This is a genomic window from Agrobacterium sp. LY4, from assembly GCF_001526585.1.
GTDB classification, from domain to species: domain Bacteria; phylum Pseudomonadota; class Alphaproteobacteria; order Rhizobiales; family Rhizobiaceae; genus Agrobacterium; species Agrobacterium leguminum.
In genome coordinates, this window is the sequence record NZ_ASYA01000019.1 from 23132 (window position 1) to 39190 (window position 16059).

Genomic DNA, 16059 nt, shown 5'->3' on the forward strand with positions numbered 1-16059 from the left:
GCATTGCAGTCTGTCGTCCGTGGCACAGCGCGGAGGCGGGTCGACATGCAGATCAAGGACGTTATAGACATCGTGGAGGCTGTCAGCGCCACGCTTTCAGGCTCAACCTTCAACGACGTCAATCTATCCGGCACGGTCTTCGACAATGTCAATCTTTCCGGGGCGAGCTTCAACAATATCAATTTGTCAGGTGCGTCGTTCACGGATAACAACATGTCCGGCTGGTCGATCGACGACGTCAATTTTTCCGGTCTGAAACTGAGCAACTCCAACCTGTCCGGTGCGCAGATAACGTCATGCCGAATGACCGGCATGAAGATCGACGGCATTCCCGTCGAGGACCTGATGGCTGCCTACAAGGCGGCACAGCAGCAGGCCTGATTTCACTCCACCAGTTTGAATTCCAGCATCAGGTTGCGCTGGAGGAACGAGTGATTGTCATCGGAAACGATGATGAGGCGCGTCGAGCCGTCCGGCCCCTTCACCACATCCATGCCTTCCATATTGTCGATCTGGTAGGCCATGCCGGCTTCCATGAGGATTTCGCCATCCACCACCGCACCCGGCCGAATATCGGCCCCACGGATGCGGCGGATGCGCATGCCGACGCCTTCGGCGAAATTGAAGCGGCGCTCGAGAAGCAGCAGGTCGCCATTGGGCAGGAACGCGCCGTCCGTCACGTCGAACGACGGATGATGCGTAACGGCGAATGTGCCCTTGCGCGGACCTTCCAGTATGGCGGCGAGAAGATTGCCGTCCGTGTCGATGCTTTTTTCAGCCACCACGACCAGAGCGCCGGCGAGCGGCGAATCGGCCGGCGATACCGCGAGAGCCTCCAGGCCGCCATTGTGGCGCAACTCGTTGCTGGGGATGAGATATGGCAGGCGGTCGAGCGGCTTTGCGGTGGCGAAGCCCGGATCGGGATAGATATCGATCCTGTGGCGCTGCTCGTAACTGACGAAAACCCTGCCGTCGCGCAGCGCCAGCCCTTCCGCATCCATCTCCATCTTGCGCGGCGGTTCACGCCCGCTCATGTCCAGCATGGGGGTGATGCGGGCATCGGCAAGCCCGGACAAAGCACCGCGAGCGTCGTGCAAGACCCTGCCCGTCAGCCAATGGCCGGTATCCAGCACCGCAACGAAATCCTCCCCATTGGGGCGGAAACGGATGGAGGATATCGCCCCGAACAGCTTTTCCGGCGCGCTCATCACCATGCCGCCGATAAATTCCAGCTTGCCGAAACGTTTTTCGCTGGTGCCGACCTCGAAAGAGGAGAGCAGACGCACGCTTACCGGCACATCGATGGTGGAAGCGCCGATGGAAACCGGACATAGCGATGCGGCCGCCAGAATGGCGGCCATCGCAAGCGTTTTGCAGGCGGAAGAAGCCCGGCCCCGCTTATCCCGCACGGCGAACCCTGCGGGACGAACCGGAAGCGCCGCTCGTATCCTCGAAGAGCGCCGCAAGCTGCTCGGTCATCGCGCCGGCCAGCTCGTCCGCATCCACGATGGTCACGGCGCGGCGGTAATAACGCGTCACGTCATGGCCGATGCCGATTGCCAGAAGTTCCACCGGCGAGCGCGTTTCGATCTGCTCGATGACGGCGCGCAGGTGCCGCTCCAGATAGTTGCCCGGATTGACCGACAGGGTCGAATCGTCCACCGGCGCACCGTCCGAGATCATCATCATGATCTTGCGCTGCTCGGGGCGGCCGATCAGGCGGTTATGCGCCCACATCAGCGCTTCACCGTCGATATTTTCTTTCAGCAGGCCCTCGCGCATCATCAGGCCGAGATTGCGCCGCGCGCGTCGCCACGGAGCGTCCGCCGATTTGTAGATGATATGGCGCAGATCGTTGAGACGGCCCGGCGACGCCGGCTTGCCATTGGCGAGCCACTGTTCGCGCGATTGTCCGCCCTTCCAGGCCTTGGTGGTGAAGCCCAGAATTTCGACCTTCACGCCGGAGCGCTCCAGCGTGCGCGCCAGAATATCGGCGCAGGTGGCAGCCACGGTAATCGGACGGCCGCGCATCGAACCGGAATTGTCGATGACCAGCGAAACCACAGTATCGCGGAACTTGGTGTCGCGTTCCTTCTTGAAGGAAAGCGGCTGCATCGGGTCAATAATGAGCCTGACGAGTCGGGCCGGATCGAGATAGCCTTCTTCCAGATCGAAGTCCCAGGAACGGTTCTGCTGCGCCATCAGGCGGCGCTGCAGACGGTTCGCTAAGCGCCCGACCGCGCCCTGAAGATGAGCGAGCTGCTTGTCGAGGAAGGCGCGCAGACGGTCAAGCTCGGCCTCGTCGCACAGTTCCTCGGCGTGGATTTCCTCGTCGAATTCCTGGGTGAAGATGCGGTAATCGACTTTCTCATTGAAATCGTCGAAGGGGCTGTTGGGGCGGCGGGTCTCGCCGGGCGTTTCGGAATCCTCGTCGAGATCGTCGGACATTTCCTCGTCCGACATCTCGGCGCCGTCCATCTCGCCTTCTTCCATTTCCTCCTGCGAGGCCTCGTTTTCGTCGGCAGGCGTCGCGTCCGATCCGGCTTCTTCCTCGACCTGCTCTTCTTCGGTCTCGTTGGTGCGCGGCTGGTCCTCGTTGGATTCCGCTTCCTGGCTGTCAGGCTCGTTATCCTCGTCGCCGAAATCTTCCGCCATCTGCATGGAGGTCAGCATCTTGCGCACCAGCCGCGAAAACGCCTTCTGGTCGGTGATGACGCTGGAGAGATCCTTGAGGTCGCCAGCCGCCTTGTCCTCGATGAAATCGCGCCACAGATCGACAACCTTGCCGGCGCTTTCCGGCGGCTTCTCACCCGTCAGCTTCTCGCGCACCAGCAGCGCAACGGCCTCTGCAAGCGGCGCATCATCCTTGTTGTTGATGCCGGCGAAATTGGCCTTGGCGTATTTTTCCGTATTCATGGCCTGGATATTGGAGGCCATGCCCGGCATGCGCAACGCGCCGATGGATTCCACGCGCGCCTGTTCCACCGCATCGAAGATCAACCGCGCTTCGGCGCCCTGCGGCGACATCACCGCATGGGTGTCGGCATCATGGCAGGCAAGGCGCAGCGCCATGGAATCGCCGAGGCCGCGGGTGATGGCGATTTCCTGCGCCGTCGGCTTCTTGGAGATTTCCGGCAGCCGCATACGCTCACCGGCGAGGCCCGGCCGCTCATTGGCGAAGACGACTTCGACTTCGGCATCGCCGGCAACGGATCGCACGCATCCGGCAATCGCCTGACGCAACGGTTCCGTATCGACCGCCGTACCCGGTTTCGCTCTGGAATTGTCGCCGCGCCCTGCCATTGTCTTTCCTGTCATTTGTCGGCGCCTGCGGCACGCGATCGGAAGATCGCGCGCCCCACCGGCGTCTTCAAGTCATCGGTGATCTTCTCCGGACAAGCCGGGGACGATCAGGCGCTGAGAACGATGTTCGCAGCGCTTTCCTTCAGCTCGACGCCGAAAGCCCGCTGATATTGCTCGGCCACCAGCGTGCGTTCCAGCTCGTCACACTTGTTGAGGAAGGTTACGCGGAAGGCAAAGGCGAGATCGCCGAAGATTTCCGCATTTTCCGCCCAGGTGATGACGGTACGCGGGCTCATGACCGTGGAAAGATCGCCGTTGATGAAAGCCGAACGGGTGAGATCGGCCACGCGCACCATCTTGGAAACGGTTTCACGGCCCTTCGGATTGTCGAAGCTCTTCACCTTGGCGGCGATGATGTTCACTTCCTGCTCATGCGGCAGGTAGTTCAGCGTGGTGACGATAGACCAGCGGTCCATCTGCGCCTGGTTGATCTGCTGCGTGCCGTGGTAAAGGCCGGTCGTATCGCCAAGGCCGATGGTGTTGGCGGTTGCGAAAATGCGGAAGGCCGGGTGAGGACGGATGACGCGGCTCTGGTCGAGCAGGGTCAGGCGGCCGGAGGATTCCAGCACGCGCTGGATGACGAACATCACATCCGGGCGGCCGGCATCATATTCGTCGAAGACGAGCGCCACATTGTGCTGGTAGGCCCAGGGCAGGATGCCGTCCTTGAATTCGGTGACCTGCTTGCCGTCTTTCAGGACGATGGCGTCCTTGCCGACGAGGTCGATACGGCTGACATGGCTGTCGAGGTTGACGCGCACGCAGGGCCAATTCAGGCGGGCGGCCACCTGCTCGATATGGGTGGATTTACCCGTGCCGTGGAAACCGGAGACCATGACACGTCGGTTGTGAGCAAAACCGGCAAGGATCGCAAGCGTCGTGTCGCGATCGAAAAGATAGTCGGGATCGAGGTCAGGCACATAGGCGTCGCCCTGGGAATAGGCGGGAACCCGCAGATCCGTATCAATGCCGAAAACCTCCCGCACGGACACCGTCGTGTCGGGCAGGTTGGAAATATCAAGGTCGATTTTGCTCATCACGTCTCCAAGGCGGGCGGCAGCCACCCGGCCACATCATCAATCAGGCGGTAAACACATAAGTTGGCTTAGCAGAAACCTGACTGCTTTAACAATTGATATGCTTGAACAACAGCCCGAAAACGCTCTTCCGAACCACGATCGCCACCATTAGCATCAGGATGGTGCTTTTTGACAAGCTCCTTGTAGCGCCTTTTTATGTCTTCCTGCTTTGCGGTGGAAGAAAGACCGAGCGTATCGAAGGCTTTTGCCTCCAGCGTCTTCAATTTTCGGTCCTGCTGCATGCGGGTGCCGCCTGCCCTTGCGCCGCCCGCAAAACCGCCGGCGAAGCCGAAAGGATCGCGGATACGGGCGTTCCCGCTCGCCGTGCCGGAACGCAGCGTGGAGTGCAGCGGACTGTCGCGCGCCGTCTTGTTGACGCCCACCGTCCAGGTCGGGCGATGGCCGGTGATCGCTTCTTTCTGGTAACGGGCGATCTCGCTGTCGGACAGGCCGGAAAAATAATTATAGCCCTTGTTGTATTCCTTCACATGCTCAAAACAGAACAGGAAGAATTGCCCCTCGGCATTGCGGCCGACGGGTGCCCGGTGAATACCCGGTTTATCACATCCGTCCCACTGGCAGGTGGGGGCCTGAACCTCAGGTTCCCTCTCCCTTTTCCGGCGCGTGCGGATGCGATCGAAATATTTCGAATCCAGTTTCATGATGCCCTGATTATGGGGTGCGAAAAGCCGCACAACAAGAATTGACAAAGCGGAATGTTGCTGGCTTTTAGGTAGCCCCCTTCAAGACCAGCCAACGAGAATGGAGCCCGTCGCATGTCCCTGCGAGAACGCATAGAAACGAAGCTTCGGGAAAGCTTTTCACCAGAGCGCCTGAGGGTCGTCGATGAAAGCCGGATGCATGCCGGCCACCAGCCGGATATGACCGGCACGGGCGAGACGCATATGCGTGTTCAGATAGTGTCGGAAAGCTTTTCCGGCAAGTCTCGCGTCGAGCGCCACCGGGCGATCAACGCGCTTTTGAAGCCGGAACTCGATGCCGGCCTGCATGCGCTGGCGATAGAGGCGGCGGCGCCGGGGGAACCAGTGCGGTTCTAGGCACGGCTTCCTTTGTCTCGCGGCCTTAACCCGGATGTTTTTCCGACAGGAAGGACTGTACCTCGGATGCCGCAACATCATCGGCCACAAAGGACTGGCCGATGCCATGGGTGAGGATGAAGGTGAGCTTGCCGCCTTTGACCTTCTTGTCCTGCGCGATTGCCGTCATCAGCGTTTCGACCGGCGGCAACTCGCCGGGAATATCCTTCATCGTCGTCGGCAGGCCGACGGCCTTCAGATGCGCCTCGACGCGGGCGGCATCGTCCGGGCTTGCGAGGTTGAGGCGGGCGGAGAACTGGTGCGCCAGCACCATGCCGATGGCGACGCCTTCGCCATGCACCAGCCGCTTGCTGTCGTAATTGGTCGCCGCCTCCAGCGCATGGCCGAATGTATGGCCGAGGTTCAAAAGGGCGCGCACGCCGTTTTCCTTCTCGTCGGCCACCACCACGTCCGCCTTGGCCTGGCAGCTCGTCGCAATCGCCTGAATGCGGGCGGGTCCGCCGGTGCGGATGTCATCCCAGTTCTTTTCCAGCCAGAAGAAGAAGTCCGGCTTGTCGATCAATCCGTACTTCACGACTTCAGCATAACCGGCGCGGAATTCACGCGGGCTCAGCGTATCGAGCACCGCGGTATCCGCCAGCACCAGATCGGGCTGGTGAAATACGCCGACGAGGTTCTTGCCATGGCGGCTGTTGATGCCGGTCTTGCCGCCGACGGAGGAATCGACCTGCGCCAGAAGCGAGGTCGGTATCTGCACGAAGCGCACGCCCCGGCGCACGATGCCCGCTGCAAAACCGGCGAGATCGCCGATCACGCCGCCGCCGAGCGCGATCACCGCATCGTTACGCTCCACCCTTGCTGCCAGAACCGCATCGCAGACGGTGACGAGATGCTCGAAGCTCTTGGTCTTTTCGCCGGCCGGCAGGGTCAGCGAGACGGCCTCGATGCCATCCGTCTGCAACCCGTCCATCAGACCTTCGAGGTAGAGCGGCGCGACATGTTCGTCGGTGATGATCGCCGCGCGCCGGCCCTTCAGCCGTGCCGAAATCTCGCCGCCCGCCCGGCCGATGAGGCCCGGCCCGATCAGAATGTCATAGGCGCGCTCGCCGAGCGGCACATGGACGAGACGTTCATCGGCGTGGATTTCGGAAGGCGTCATGGGGATCAGTCTTTCTGTTCGATGCCGGCTATGGCAGCCAGCACTTCTGTCACGATGATTTCCTTGCGGACATCGCGGGATTCGATGGTCAGATCCGCTTCCGCATAGATCGGATAGCGCTTCTCCATCAGGGCCGCCAGCGTAGCCTTGGGGTTTTCGGTCTTGAGAAGCGGGCGGTGGTCGCGCTTGTTGACCCTCTCCCACAACACCTCGAGATCGGCCTTCAGCCACAATGAAATGCCGCCGCGCGTGATGTGCCGGCGGGTATTGTCGTTGATGAAGGCGCCGCCGCCGGTGGAGATGACCTTGGGGCCGCCGCGAAGCAGCCGCTTGATGACCCGCGTTTCCAGCGCCCGGAATTCCTCCTCGCCATAGGTGGCGAAAAGTTCCGATATCGTCATGCGCGAAACGCGCTCGATTTCGACATCCGTATCGATGAACGGCACCCTGAGCTGCTGAGCGACCATGCGGCCCACCGCCGACTTTCCAGCCCCCATCAGCCCGACGAAGACGATGTTGCGCCGTCCGAGCTTTGCCCGCGCTTGCTCCCCGAGTGTGGCCGGGACGGATAAATTCGTTTCATTCATAGATTTGAAAGCCCGTTTGGCATGGATATCTGCAAATGTTTACGAAGCGTCAAGCCAAATTGCTGACTGAATTGCGGTGAATCACAATCATCGCCGCATGCGGCATGGGGCGGAGCGGGCATTTTGATCTTGTCGCCGCTTTCGCCGCACCGCATATACGTTTCGACCGCCACCTTCACGGAGCCGCCATGCCCACCCTCTTCCGCTTCACGATGATACTGGCGACCATCGCGGGGCTGATCTATGGCGGCATGGTGCTGCTCGTTATGGTCGTCAAACCGCGCGACCGCGAGGTGACGGTGCGCATTCCTTCCGAGCGGCTGAACCCGCCGTCAACCGAACCGGCAAGGCGCACCCCATGAGCGGACAGCCGATGGCAGGACGCGACGGCGCGCGGCTCGAAAGTTTTCTGGAAATGATGAGCGCCGAACGCGGGGCTGCCGCCAACACGCTTTCTTCCTATGAGCGCGATCTTTCCGATCTGCGCGAATTTCTCTCTGATCGCGGCCAGTCGCTGACGGAGGCGCAGACGCCTGACCTTTCCGCCTATCTGACCCATCTTTCCGCTCAGGGTTTTGCCGCAACCTCACAGGCGCGACGTCTTTCCACCATGCGGCAATTCTATCGTTTTCTCTATTCGGAAGGGCTGCGCGGCGACGACCCGACCGGCATCATCGACGCTCCCAGGAAAGGTCTCGCTTTACCGAAAACGATGAGCGTCGCCGATGTGAACAGGCTTCTTAGCCTCGCGGCGCAGGAGGCCGCCACATCCGGTCCCGGCCAGCTTGCCCGCATCCGCATGCATCTGCTGCTCGAACTGCTTTATGCCACCGGCATGCGTGTCAGCGAACTCGTCTCGCTGCCAGTCAAGGTGCTGCGTCAGGAAGGCCGCTTCCTGATGATACGCGGCAAGGGCAACAAGGACCGCATGGTTCTTCTTTCCCGCGCCGCCATCGAGGCGATGGAAAAATACGAGGCTGCCAGAAAGGCGCTCGCATCGGAGAAAAGCAAGGTGGCCGCTTCGCAGAAAAAACCGGAGACGCCGGAGAGCCCGTGGCTGTTTCCTTCCAGCAGCAAGGAAGGCCACCTGCCCCGCCAGGTCTTTGCCCGCGACCTTAAGGACATCGCCATTCGTGCAGGCCTGACCCCGTCTGCGATATCGCCGCATGTGCTGCGCCACGCCTTTGCCAGCCACCTTCTGCAGAACGGCGCGGATTTGCGCGCGGTACAGGAACTGCTCGGCCATTCCGACATTTCCACGACACAAATCTATACACATGTGCTGGAAGAACGCTTGCAAGAGCTGGTACAAACACATCACCCCCTTGCCAAACAGGGCAAAAACCTTGATTAGAGCGACCGGAACCGCCGGATAATCCGGTCAAACCTTGCGCAAAACGATCGGAAACGGATCTCATGCACAATTATCTCGACTTCGAAAAACCTATCTCGGACCTTGAGGGCAAGATCATCGAGCTGAAGAAGCTTGCCGATGAAGACGAGAGCATAGACACCTCGGAGGAGATCAACCGTCTGGAATCGCGCGTCAACGACGCGATGCAGGACATCTATTCCAAGCTGAACGCCTGGCAGAAAACGCAGGTCGCGCGCCATCCGCAGCGTCCGCATTTCGTCGATTACGCCAAGGCGCTGTTCACCGATTTCACACCGCTGGCCGGCGACCGCAAATTTGCCGAAGACGCCGCCATTCAGGCAGGCCTCGGCCGCTTCAACGGTCAGCCCGTCGCCATCATCGGCCAGGAAAAGGGCAACGACACCAAAAGCCGCCTGAAGCATAATTTCGGCAGCCCGCGCCCGGAAGGTTACCGCAAGGCGATCCGCGTGCTGGAACTGGCCGACCGTTTCTCGCTGCCGGTGATCACCCTCATCGACACGGCAGGCGCCTATCCCGGCGTCGGCGCGGAAGAGCGCGGCCAGGCCGAAGCCATCGCCCGCTCGACGGAAATGTGCCTCAACGTGAAGGTGCCGATCGTCTCCGTCGTCATCGGCGAAGGCGGCTCGGGCGGCGCAATCGCGATCGCCACCGGCAACCGCGTCTATATGCTCGAACATGCGATCTATTCGGTAATCTCGCCGGAAGGTGCCGCCTCCATTCTCTGGCGCGATTCGACCCGCGCCAAGGAAGCTGCAACCAATATGAAGATCACCTCGGAAGATCTGAAGGCGCTCGGCGTCATCGACGGAATCATTCCCGAACCGATCGGCGGCGCGCATCGCGCCCCGGAAACCGTCATCAATGCAACCGGTGACGTCATCGCCAAGGCTCTGGCCGATCTTTCCCAGCGTTCCGGCACACAATTGCGCGCCGAACGCCGTCAGAAATTCCTGGATATCGGCCGGAACCTTTAAGCCCGGCCTTATTTCCTTGAATATCGCCCCAACTCGGCCATAGTCCGGTCACATCAAAAGATGTATCGGCGGCCGCGGGGCGGATCCGATTTGAGTTAAGAAGATGTAAACGGTTAATACCGTATTTAAAATACACACGGGACGGTGTAGAACTGCCGCCGCTTCGTGCCATCGTCTTTCGGATCAGATCATGCGTTTGACACATTTTGCACTTCTTGCCTGCACCGCGCTCGTTCTTGCCGGCTGTAACGATACGCTCGAAACCGTTGAACGCGACGTTTCCCACGTCAAGAACAAGGTCGATTACCCGCTGTCTCCGTCCATTCTGGCCGAGATCGACAAAAGGGGCATGGACCGCACCTCGCCGATCATGATCCGCATCTTCAAGGAAGAAGGTGCCTTGGAAATCTGGAAAGCCAGGCGCGACAACCGTTTCGAGAAGATCGCCGGCTACGAGATTTGCGCATGGTCCGGCAAGCTCGGCCCGAAGGTGAAGGAAGGCGACCGGCAGGCGCCGGAAGGTTTCTACAACCTGACGCCCGCGCATCTCAATCCGAACTCGAAATATTATCTCGCCATCAATACCGGCTTTCCGAACCGCTATGACGCCGCCAATGGCCGCAACGGCACCAATCTGATGATCCATGGCGCCTGCTCCTCTTCCGGCTGTTATTCGATGACGGATGCGCAGATTCTTGAAATCTACGGTTTTGCCCGTGACGCCTTCAAGGGCGGCCAGAAGACCGTGCAGCTGCAGGCCTTCCCGTTCCGCATGACGGCGGAAAACATGGCCCGCCATCGCCAGAGCGAACATCTCGAATTCTGGAAGATGCTGAAGGTCGGTTACGACAATTTCGAAGTGACCAAGCGGCCGCCGGAAGTGAATGTCTGCGAGAAGAAATATGTCTTCAACCAGCAGACCGAAGGCGGCAGCTTCAACGCCTCCGCCCAATGCCCGGCCATGAGCACACCGCCGGCGCTCGTCAGCGCGCTTTCGAGCTACGAGAAGACCTACGATCTCGCCTATGAAAAGGCGATGAAGAAATATGACGGCATGGCCTGGTACGACCCGAGCGAAGCCGAGCGCAAGGCGCTGGTCGCCGAAAAGCGCAAGGGCCGCGAGCCCGCCTATGCCCCGACCGGCTCGGCGCTGAAGGCTGGCAAGCTGATGAAGGAAACGGAATATGCCGCGCTGATGGAGAAGAAGGCGCAGCAGGTGACGTCGTCCTCACCGGCGACGACCGCAACCGCCTCTTCCCTGCGCGGCTCGCGCCCTTCGGCTGTCCAGCCCGCCACGGCACCGCAATCGAACCCGGCCCCCGCGGCACCGACGATGGTTGCCTCGGCTGCCCCCGCAGCAGCCGGCCAGACCGGAGCTACCGCCCAGAGCGTTCCGGTTCCGACCATGAACCCGCTTGCCTATTCCGCAGCGCCTGCTCCGGAAGCGCCGGAGAAGAAGCCGTTCTGGAAGTTCTGGGCCAAGGAATGAGCGACACGGCCGAGATCGTCTATGATTTGAGGGGGCTTAAATGCCCCCTTCCGGTTTTGAGAAGCCGCAAGAAACTCGCAACCCTGAAGGCAGGCGATATTCTCACCGTCGAGACGACCGATCCGCTGGCGGTGATCGATATTACCCATATGTGCAATGAGGATGGGCATAGGCTGGTGGAAACCACTGCGCTGGATAAGGGGCATCGGTTTCGGATCGTGAAGGGCGGGTAACTGACGTCCAACGCTCACGCTCCGGGCTTACCCCCCTCTGCCCTGCCGGGCATCTCCCCCTCAAGGGGGGAGATCAGTTGTGGCGACTGCTCGTTTTCTTACAAGCTCTGCACTTCGGGTTGCTGTCCCCATAAAGATGTTCGGAGCAAGCCGCTTGTCGATCTCCCCCCTTGAGGGGGAGATGTCCGGCAGGACAGAGGGGGGTGAACCACATCCACCGACCTAGACCATCACAACACGCCCTAAAACCGCAACCCCGAAACCGCCAGCGGATTATCCGTCATCGCCTGCCTGTCCGGCCGGTCGATGCCCGGTGCGCTTGTGAAGGCCGCGAACAGGTCCTGCACGAAGGCTTCCGGCAAATCCTTGGTAATCAGCACCATGCGCGTGCGCTGATCAGCCGGGTCCGGCCAGGCCGCAAGGCGTTCCGGCGTGTGGAAAATATTCTGCACCCCATGCAGCACCAGCGGCCGGGCCGGATTATCCGACAGCTTGACGATGGCCTTCATGCGCAACAGCTTTTCCCCATGCGCCGAGCGCAGCAGATCCACGAACATGTCGATCGCCATCGGGCTGACCGGCTGATCGTGAATGATCGAGAAGGAACGGATAGACGCATCGTGCCGGTTCACATCGTGATGATGGTGGTGGTCGTCGTGATCGCCATGATGGTGGTGATGGCCATGGTCATGACCGTGATCGTGATCGTTGTGATCGTGTGCCGCCTCTTCGCCCAGCCAGCGGCCGACATCGGCATTCTTGCTGCCGGCATCGTAAAGGCCGTTGTCGAGAAGCCCCGCAGCGCTCCACTCGGTTTTGTCGCCATCCTCGATGGTCGCACGCGGATTGAGCGCTTGTAGACGGGCTGTCAGCGCGGAAATCGCGGCGGCATCGGCAAGCGCGCGCTTGGTCATCACCAGACGGTCAGCCACGGCGGCCTGTTTCACCGCCTCCTGATGATTGTCGAGCGTGGAAAGGCCGTTCACGGCATCCACCACCGTAATCATGCCGTTCAGCACGAAATTCTGCGCAATGACCGGGTTGCCCATGACCGACTGCATGACGGGGGCAGGATCGGCAAGGCCCGTGGTCTCGATCACTACCCGTTTTACCGGCTTCAGCTTGCCTGTCTGGATGCCGTCCATCAGTTCCGCCAGCGTATCCACCAGCTCGCCGCGCACCGTGCAGCACAGGCAGCCCTCCGCCAGCTCGATGATGCCCTCACCCGCGCTTTCGACCAGCATGTGATCGATGCTGACATCGCCGAATTCATTGATGATGATCGCCGCATCGCTCATCGCCGGATCCTTGAGAAGCCGGTTGAGCAGCGTCGATTTTCCGGCGCCGAGAAATCCGGTGATGATGGAAACCGGGATGCGATCGCGAGACATGACTTGCCTGTGTGTTGATGGCCGCTCCGGCAGGTCACTGGACGACACGAAACCCGGAGCCGCATGGAGCTAAAAGAAATCGCCCGCGCCTGGAAGCCGCGAGCGACACTGTAATATCATAACATCATCGACCTGCGAATACACAAACCGCATTGCAACCGCGAGGCTCGGCCTCAAGGAAGTCACCGATCATCAGAATGTCGGACGCGGGATCGGGATCGGCACGTTGGCGAGTTCGCCCTTGCCGGCTCCCTTGCTGGCATTCACCGCCACCGTCTCGCTGCCCGGAATGAGACCGGCGAAGGAATATTCCGGCGGGCGGGTCATTTCCTGCACATAGGGCGAATGGATGACCATGCGGCCAGCCTCGTCGCGGCTTTCGCTGCGCACCTTGGCGGCCTTCGGGTTGCAGATTTCGGCGCTGACATCGTTGACATCGCCGGTATCGCCATAGGGCGCCAGCGCGGCGAGCGAAACGCCTTGGCCCGAAGGCGCCGTCAGCCCCATCTGCAACAGATCGGCCGACTGATCGGTGCGTCCGGCAAGGCTGTCCGCGCCCAGCACGACCGTGATGACCGAGCGGCCATTGCGCACGGCCGACGACACCTGGTTGAAGCCGGAGGCACAGATGAAGCCGGTCTTCATGCCGTCCGCGCCATCGAAACGGCCGACCAGCATGTTGAAATTGGCGTAGTTCTTCTTGCCGGTGCTGACGCCTTCCAGCGAGAAATAATGGGCATATTCCGGAAACTCGCGCTTGATGATCAGCGCCAGCAGCGCCAGATCCCGGGCGGTCGTATATTGTCCCTTGCCGGGCAGGCCATTGGCGTTGATGTAACGGGTGGAACTCATGCCCAGCCGCTGCGCCTGCGCATTCATCTGCGCCACGAAATTGTCGCTGGTGCCGCCGATGGTCTCGGCGATCGCCACGGCGATGTCATTGGCGGATTTGATGAGCAGCAGCTTCAAAGCGCTATCCATCGTCAGCTTCTGGCCGGGCTTGAAATACATTTTCGAGGCCGGCTGGTCGGCGGCCTTCTTGCTCATCACCACTTCCGTCTGCGGGCTGATCTTGCCAGCCTTCATCTGGGAAAAGGCGATATAGGCGGTCATCAGTTTGGTGAGCGAAGCGGGATACCACTTGCGGAAAGCTTCCTGATGGGAAATCACCTTGCCGGTTTTGACATCGACCACCATCTTCGGGTTGGCATTCGCCACGGGCGCTGCGGCAACGAGGCCTGCAGTCATGATAGCAACGGCTGCGGAGAGCCGTCTGGCGGCGTTTGGCGATTTAAAAGTCTGTGGCAAGGCTTGTCCTCGAATTCCCGTCTTCGGTCGGGGAATGGCAATATTCACCATATATGTCCTAGCAATGGCAAAGTACATTGATTACGTCAATTATGCGGCGCACTATCCACCACGGAGGATAGGATTTTACGACACGCCGCACCGATGAACCCAGGAATGAACGAATGCCGATTTTGAACAGAGCCGCCGAACTCCAGCAGGAAGTCAGCGAATGGCGGCGTCACCTGCATGAAAATCCCGAGATTTTGTATGACGTCGACAACACCGCGGCCTTCGTTGCGGAGAAGCTGAAATCTTTCGGCGTTGACGAAATCGTGACCGGTCTCGGCCGCACGGGTGTGGTCGGCATCATCAGGGGCAATCTTCCGGGCAATCGTACCATCGGCTTTCGCGCGGATATGGACGCTCTCCCAATTTTTGAGGAAACCGGCAAGCCCTGGGCCTCCAAAACCGCGGGCGCCATGCATGCCTGCGGCCATGACGGCCACACGGCCATGCTGCTTGGCGCGGCCAAATATCTTACCGAGACCCGCAATTTCGCCGGCTCCATTGCCGTCATCTTCCAGCCGGCGGAAGAAGGGGGTGCCGGCGCGCTCGCCATGGTCGAGGACGGCCTGATGGAGCGTTTCGGCATTAACGAGGTCTATGGCATGCACAACATGCCGGGCATTCCGCTCGGCGCCTTCGCCATCCGCAAGGGCGGCATCATGGCGGCACCGGACAAGTTCTCCATCACTGTCAAGGGCCGTGGCGGCCACGCGGCGCAGCCGCACCGCACCGTCGATCCCATCACCATCGGCGCGCAGATCGTCGGCAATCTGCAGATGATCGCCTCACGCAATGCCGACCCCATCCGCTCAGTGGTCGTTTCCGTCACCCGCTTTCAGGCCGGTTCCAGCCACAACATCATTCCCAACGAGGCATTGATCGCCGGCACGGTGCGCAGCCTCGATGAAACGGTGCGCGATCTGGCGCAGGATCGCATCAAGCAGATGGCGGAAGGCATTGCCCTTGCCAACGGCGCGGAAGCGGAAGTCGTCTATGAGCGTTATTGCCCGGTAACCTTCAACCACGCCGCCGAGACCGACCACGCCATCCGCGTGGCCCGCGATGTGGCAGGCGAACCGAATGTCGATCCCGATGTCGATCCTTCCATGGCGGGAGAGGATTTCTCCTTCATGCTGAAGGAAAGGCCGGGCTGCTTCATCTTCATCGGCAACGGCGATTCGGCCGGGCTTCACAATCCGGGCTATGATTTCAACGACGAGGCCATCGCTTACGGCATTTCCTACTGGGTGAAACTGGCCGAACAGCGCCTGACGAGCTGATTGCCGACTGACGCGAAGAAAGCCGAGGAAGAGATCGACCGCGATGAAGAACGCGGTTGATCCGCAGGCATCGTCAGGTTAAAGAGCAATTCAGTGTCCACGTAGCTCAGCAGGATAGAGCACAGGATTCCTAAGACAAATTGGGGGTTGCGACCGGAAACGACGCAATCGATCTGCTCAAAGTCGGGGAAAGCTTCGCTGGTCTTCCAGCATGCCAATCCCGAGCCAAGCTCCGGAGAAATCCGGTGAAGGTGTAGAGACTGGATGGGCAGCACCTAAAGGCCGCAAGGCCCATGGTGAAGGGACAGTCCAGACCACGAACGTCTTGCCGGCAAATGGCGGGACGGCGGCGAAAGCCGAAGCGGTATGAATCCTGGGGTCGGAGGTTCGAATCCTCTCGTGGACGCCATTTTCCTGAAATATTTTTAAAGACAATAGGATAGATGCTGATGATTTCGCTCCGTAGGTTTGTCGCTATATCAACTTGGTCGGGTCAAAATGCTCCGATAGGCCTGCCGCCAGCAAGATAAAGTGTTTCGACCAACATTTTATTTCACGGGTTCCTATTCCCCTTCTGACTGGCTGGATTATTTCGCGGTGTTGTTGAACGCCATAAGGTCCCGTTAGCGTCATAGTTCTCAAGCGCTTTAACTGCCTGATGTATCCTCCAACTGATCGCTCAGCTCTTCCCACC

Annotated in this window: 16 protein-coding genes; 8 read left to right on the plus strand and 8 right to left on the minus strand. The window is 60.3% G+C overall.

The genetic code is table 11. The features are described 5' to 3' along the window. The first annotated feature begins 45 nt into the window (after positions 1-45). Positions 46-381 (plus strand): pentapeptide repeat-containing protein, encoded by a 336-nt coding sequence (locus tag L904_RS16670; RefSeq protein ID WP_035262327.1) that lies wholly within the window; start codon positions 46-48, stop codon positions 379-381. Between the two features lie 2 nt (positions 382-383). Here L904_RS16670 and L904_RS16675 read toward each other — a convergent pair whose 3' ends face one another. From L904_RS16675 to L904_RS16690, 4 genes are all read right to left on the minus strand, one after another. Beyond that, a complete protein-coding gene (locus tag L904_RS16675; protein ID WP_035262330.1) occupies positions 384-1361 on the minus strand; it encodes an esterase-like activity of phytase family protein in 978 nt (325 codons plus the stop codon). 37 nt (positions 1362-1398) lie between these two features. Continuing rightward, the gene (gene cobT / locus L904_RS16680; protein WP_035262332.1) at positions 1399-3303 is read right to left on the minus strand and encodes a cobaltochelatase subunit CobT; all 1905 of its coding nucleotides are present in this window, start codon (positions 3301-3303) and stop codon (positions 1399-1401) included. A gap of 107 nt (positions 3304-3410) precedes the next feature. After that, a complete protein-coding gene (gene cobS, locus L904_RS16685) occupies positions 3411-4400 on the minus strand; it encodes a cobaltochelatase subunit CobS (protein ID WP_004445672.1) in 990 nt (329 codons plus the stop codon). A gap of 68 nt (positions 4401-4468) precedes the next feature. Continuing rightward, the gene (locus L904_RS16690; RefSeq protein WP_059755848.1) at positions 4469-5104 is read right to left on the minus strand and encodes a J domain-containing protein; all 636 of its coding nucleotides are present in this window, start codon (positions 5102-5104) and stop codon (positions 4469-4471) included. A gap of 114 nt (positions 5105-5218) precedes the next feature. Here L904_RS16690 and L904_RS16695 point away from each other — a divergent pair, with 114 nt between their 5' ends. Then, a complete protein-coding gene (locus tag L904_RS16695) occupies positions 5219-5500 on the plus strand; it encodes a BolA family transcriptional regulator (RefSeq protein ID WP_035262334.1) in 282 nt (93 codons plus the stop codon). A gap of 25 nt (positions 5501-5525) precedes the next feature. On the opposite strand, the gene aroB is transcribed toward L904_RS16695, so the two are convergent. Together aroB and L904_RS16705 are read right to left on the minus strand one after the other, a co-directional pair. Continuing rightward, positions 5526-6659 (minus strand): 3-dehydroquinate synthase, encoded by a 1134-nt coding sequence (gene aroB, locus L904_RS16700; RefSeq protein ID WP_035262336.1) that lies wholly within the window; start codon positions 6657-6659, stop codon positions 5526-5528. A gap of 5 nt (positions 6660-6664) precedes the next feature. Beyond that, entirely contained in the window at positions 6665-7246 is a 582-nt protein-coding gene (locus L904_RS16705; RefSeq protein WP_035262338.1) for a shikimate kinase, read from the minus strand. 188 nt (positions 7247-7434) lie between these two features. Between L904_RS16705 and L904_RS16710 the strand changes: the two genes are divergently transcribed. From L904_RS16710 to L904_RS16730, 5 genes are all read left to right on the plus strand, one after another. Continuing rightward, positions 7435-7608 (plus strand): hypothetical protein, encoded by a 174-nt coding sequence (locus L904_RS16710; protein ID WP_035239639.1) that lies wholly within the window; start codon positions 7435-7437, stop codon positions 7606-7608. Further along, positions 7605-8600, plus strand: coding sequence for a site-specific tyrosine recombinase XerD (gene xerD, locus L904_RS16715; RefSeq protein WP_035262340.1), 996 nt, complete (start codon positions 7605-7607; stop codon positions 8598-8600). Before L904_RS16710 ends, xerD begins: the two co-directional genes overlap by 4 nt. Positions 8601-8662: 62 nt before the next feature. After that, on the plus strand, positions 8663-9616 hold the full coding sequence (locus tag L904_RS16720) for an acetyl-CoA carboxylase carboxyltransferase subunit alpha (RefSeq protein ID WP_003523282.1): 954 nt from the start codon (positions 8663-8665) through the stop codon (positions 9614-9616). Positions 9617-9806: 190 nt separating this feature from the next. Then, positions 9807-11105: a murein L,D-transpeptidase family protein gene (locus L904_RS16725; protein ID WP_035262342.1), complete on the plus strand. Its 1299-nt coding sequence runs from the start codon at positions 9807-9809 to the stop codon at positions 11103-11105. Continuing rightward, complete coding sequence (locus L904_RS16730) at positions 11102-11338, plus strand: sulfurtransferase TusA family protein (protein ID WP_020811686.1); 237 nt, start codon at positions 11102-11104, stop codon at positions 11336-11338. The genes L904_RS16725 and L904_RS16730 overlap by 4 nt, the downstream gene beginning before the upstream one ends. 242 nt (positions 11339-11580) lie before the next feature. Here L904_RS16730 and L904_RS16735 read toward each other — a convergent pair whose 3' ends face one another. After that, positions 11581-12729: a GTP-binding protein gene (locus L904_RS16735; RefSeq protein ID WP_031234160.1), complete on the minus strand. Its 1149-nt coding sequence runs from the start codon at positions 12727-12729 to the stop codon at positions 11581-11583. Positions 12730-12921: 192 nt separating this feature from the next. Then, positions 12922-13977 (minus strand): D-alanyl-D-alanine carboxypeptidase family protein, encoded by a 1056-nt coding sequence (locus L904_RS16740; RefSeq protein WP_020811684.1) that lies wholly within the window; start codon positions 13975-13977, stop codon positions 12922-12924. 224 nt (positions 13978-14201) lie between these two features. On the opposite strand from L904_RS16740, the gene L904_RS16745 reads away from it, so the two are divergent. Beyond that, entirely contained in the window at positions 14202-15365 is a 1164-nt protein-coding gene (locus L904_RS16745; protein ID WP_003523272.1) for a M20 aminoacylase family protein, read from the plus strand. Positions 15366-16059: the final 694 nt, after the last annotated feature.

Excerpts from the sequence above, each read along its gene's own strand:
- L904_RS16720 (WP_003523282.1), top strand. The coding sequence starts at position 8,663 with ATGCACAATTATCTCGACTTCGAAAAACCTATCTCGGACCTTGAGGGC.
- L904_RS16735 (WP_031234160.1), bottom strand. The coding sequence starts at position 12,729 with ATGTCTCGCGATCGCATCCCGGTTTCCATCATCACCGGATTTCTCGGC.
- xerD (WP_035262340.1), top strand. The coding sequence starts at position 7,605 with ATGAGCGGACAGCCGATGGCAGGACGCGACGGCGCGCGGCTCGAAAGT.
- L904_RS16710 (WP_035239639.1), top strand. The coding sequence starts at position 7,435 with ATGCCCACCCTCTTCCGCTTCACGATGATACTGGCGACCATCGCGGGG.
- L904_RS16730 (WP_020811686.1), top strand. The coding sequence starts at position 11,102 with ATGAGCGACACGGCCGAGATCGTCTATGATTTGAGGGGGCTTAAATGC.
- L904_RS16675 (WP_035262330.1), bottom strand. The coding sequence starts at position 1,361 with ATGGCCGCCATTCTGGCGGCCGCATCGCTATGTCCGGTTTCCATCGGC.
- L904_RS16740 (WP_020811684.1), bottom strand. The coding sequence starts at position 13,977 with ATGACTGCAGGCCTCGTTGCCGCAGCGCCCGTGGCGAATGCCAACCCG.
- aroB (WP_035262336.1), bottom strand. The coding sequence starts at position 6,659 with ATGACGCCTTCCGAAATCCACGCCGATGAACGTCTCGTCCATGTGCCG.
- L904_RS16705 (WP_035262338.1), bottom strand. The coding sequence starts at position 7,246 with ATGAATGAAACGAATTTATCCGTCCCGGCCACACTCGGGGAGCAAGCG.
- L904_RS16725 (WP_035262342.1), top strand. The coding sequence starts at position 9,807 with ATGCGTTTGACACATTTTGCACTTCTTGCCTGCACCGCGCTCGTTCTT.
- L904_RS16690 (WP_059755848.1), bottom strand. The coding sequence starts at position 5,104 with ATGAAACTGGATTCGAAATATTTCGATCGCATCCGCACGCGCCGGAAA.
- L904_RS16695 (WP_035262334.1), top strand. The coding sequence starts at position 5,219 with ATGTCCCTGCGAGAACGCATAGAAACGAAGCTTCGGGAAAGCTTTTCA.
- L904_RS16745 (WP_003523272.1), top strand. The coding sequence starts at position 14,202 with ATGCCGATTTTGAACAGAGCCGCCGAACTCCAGCAGGAAGTCAGCGAA.
- cobS (WP_004445672.1), bottom strand. The coding sequence starts at position 4,400 with ATGAGCAAAATCGACCTTGATATTTCCAACCTGCCCGACACGACGGTG.
- cobT (WP_035262332.1), bottom strand. The coding sequence starts at position 3,303 with ATGGCAGGGCGCGGCGACAATTCCAGAGCGAAACCGGGTACGGCGGTC.
- L904_RS16670 (WP_035262327.1), top strand. The coding sequence starts at position 46 with ATGCAGATCAAGGACGTTATAGACATCGTGGAGGCTGTCAGCGCCACG.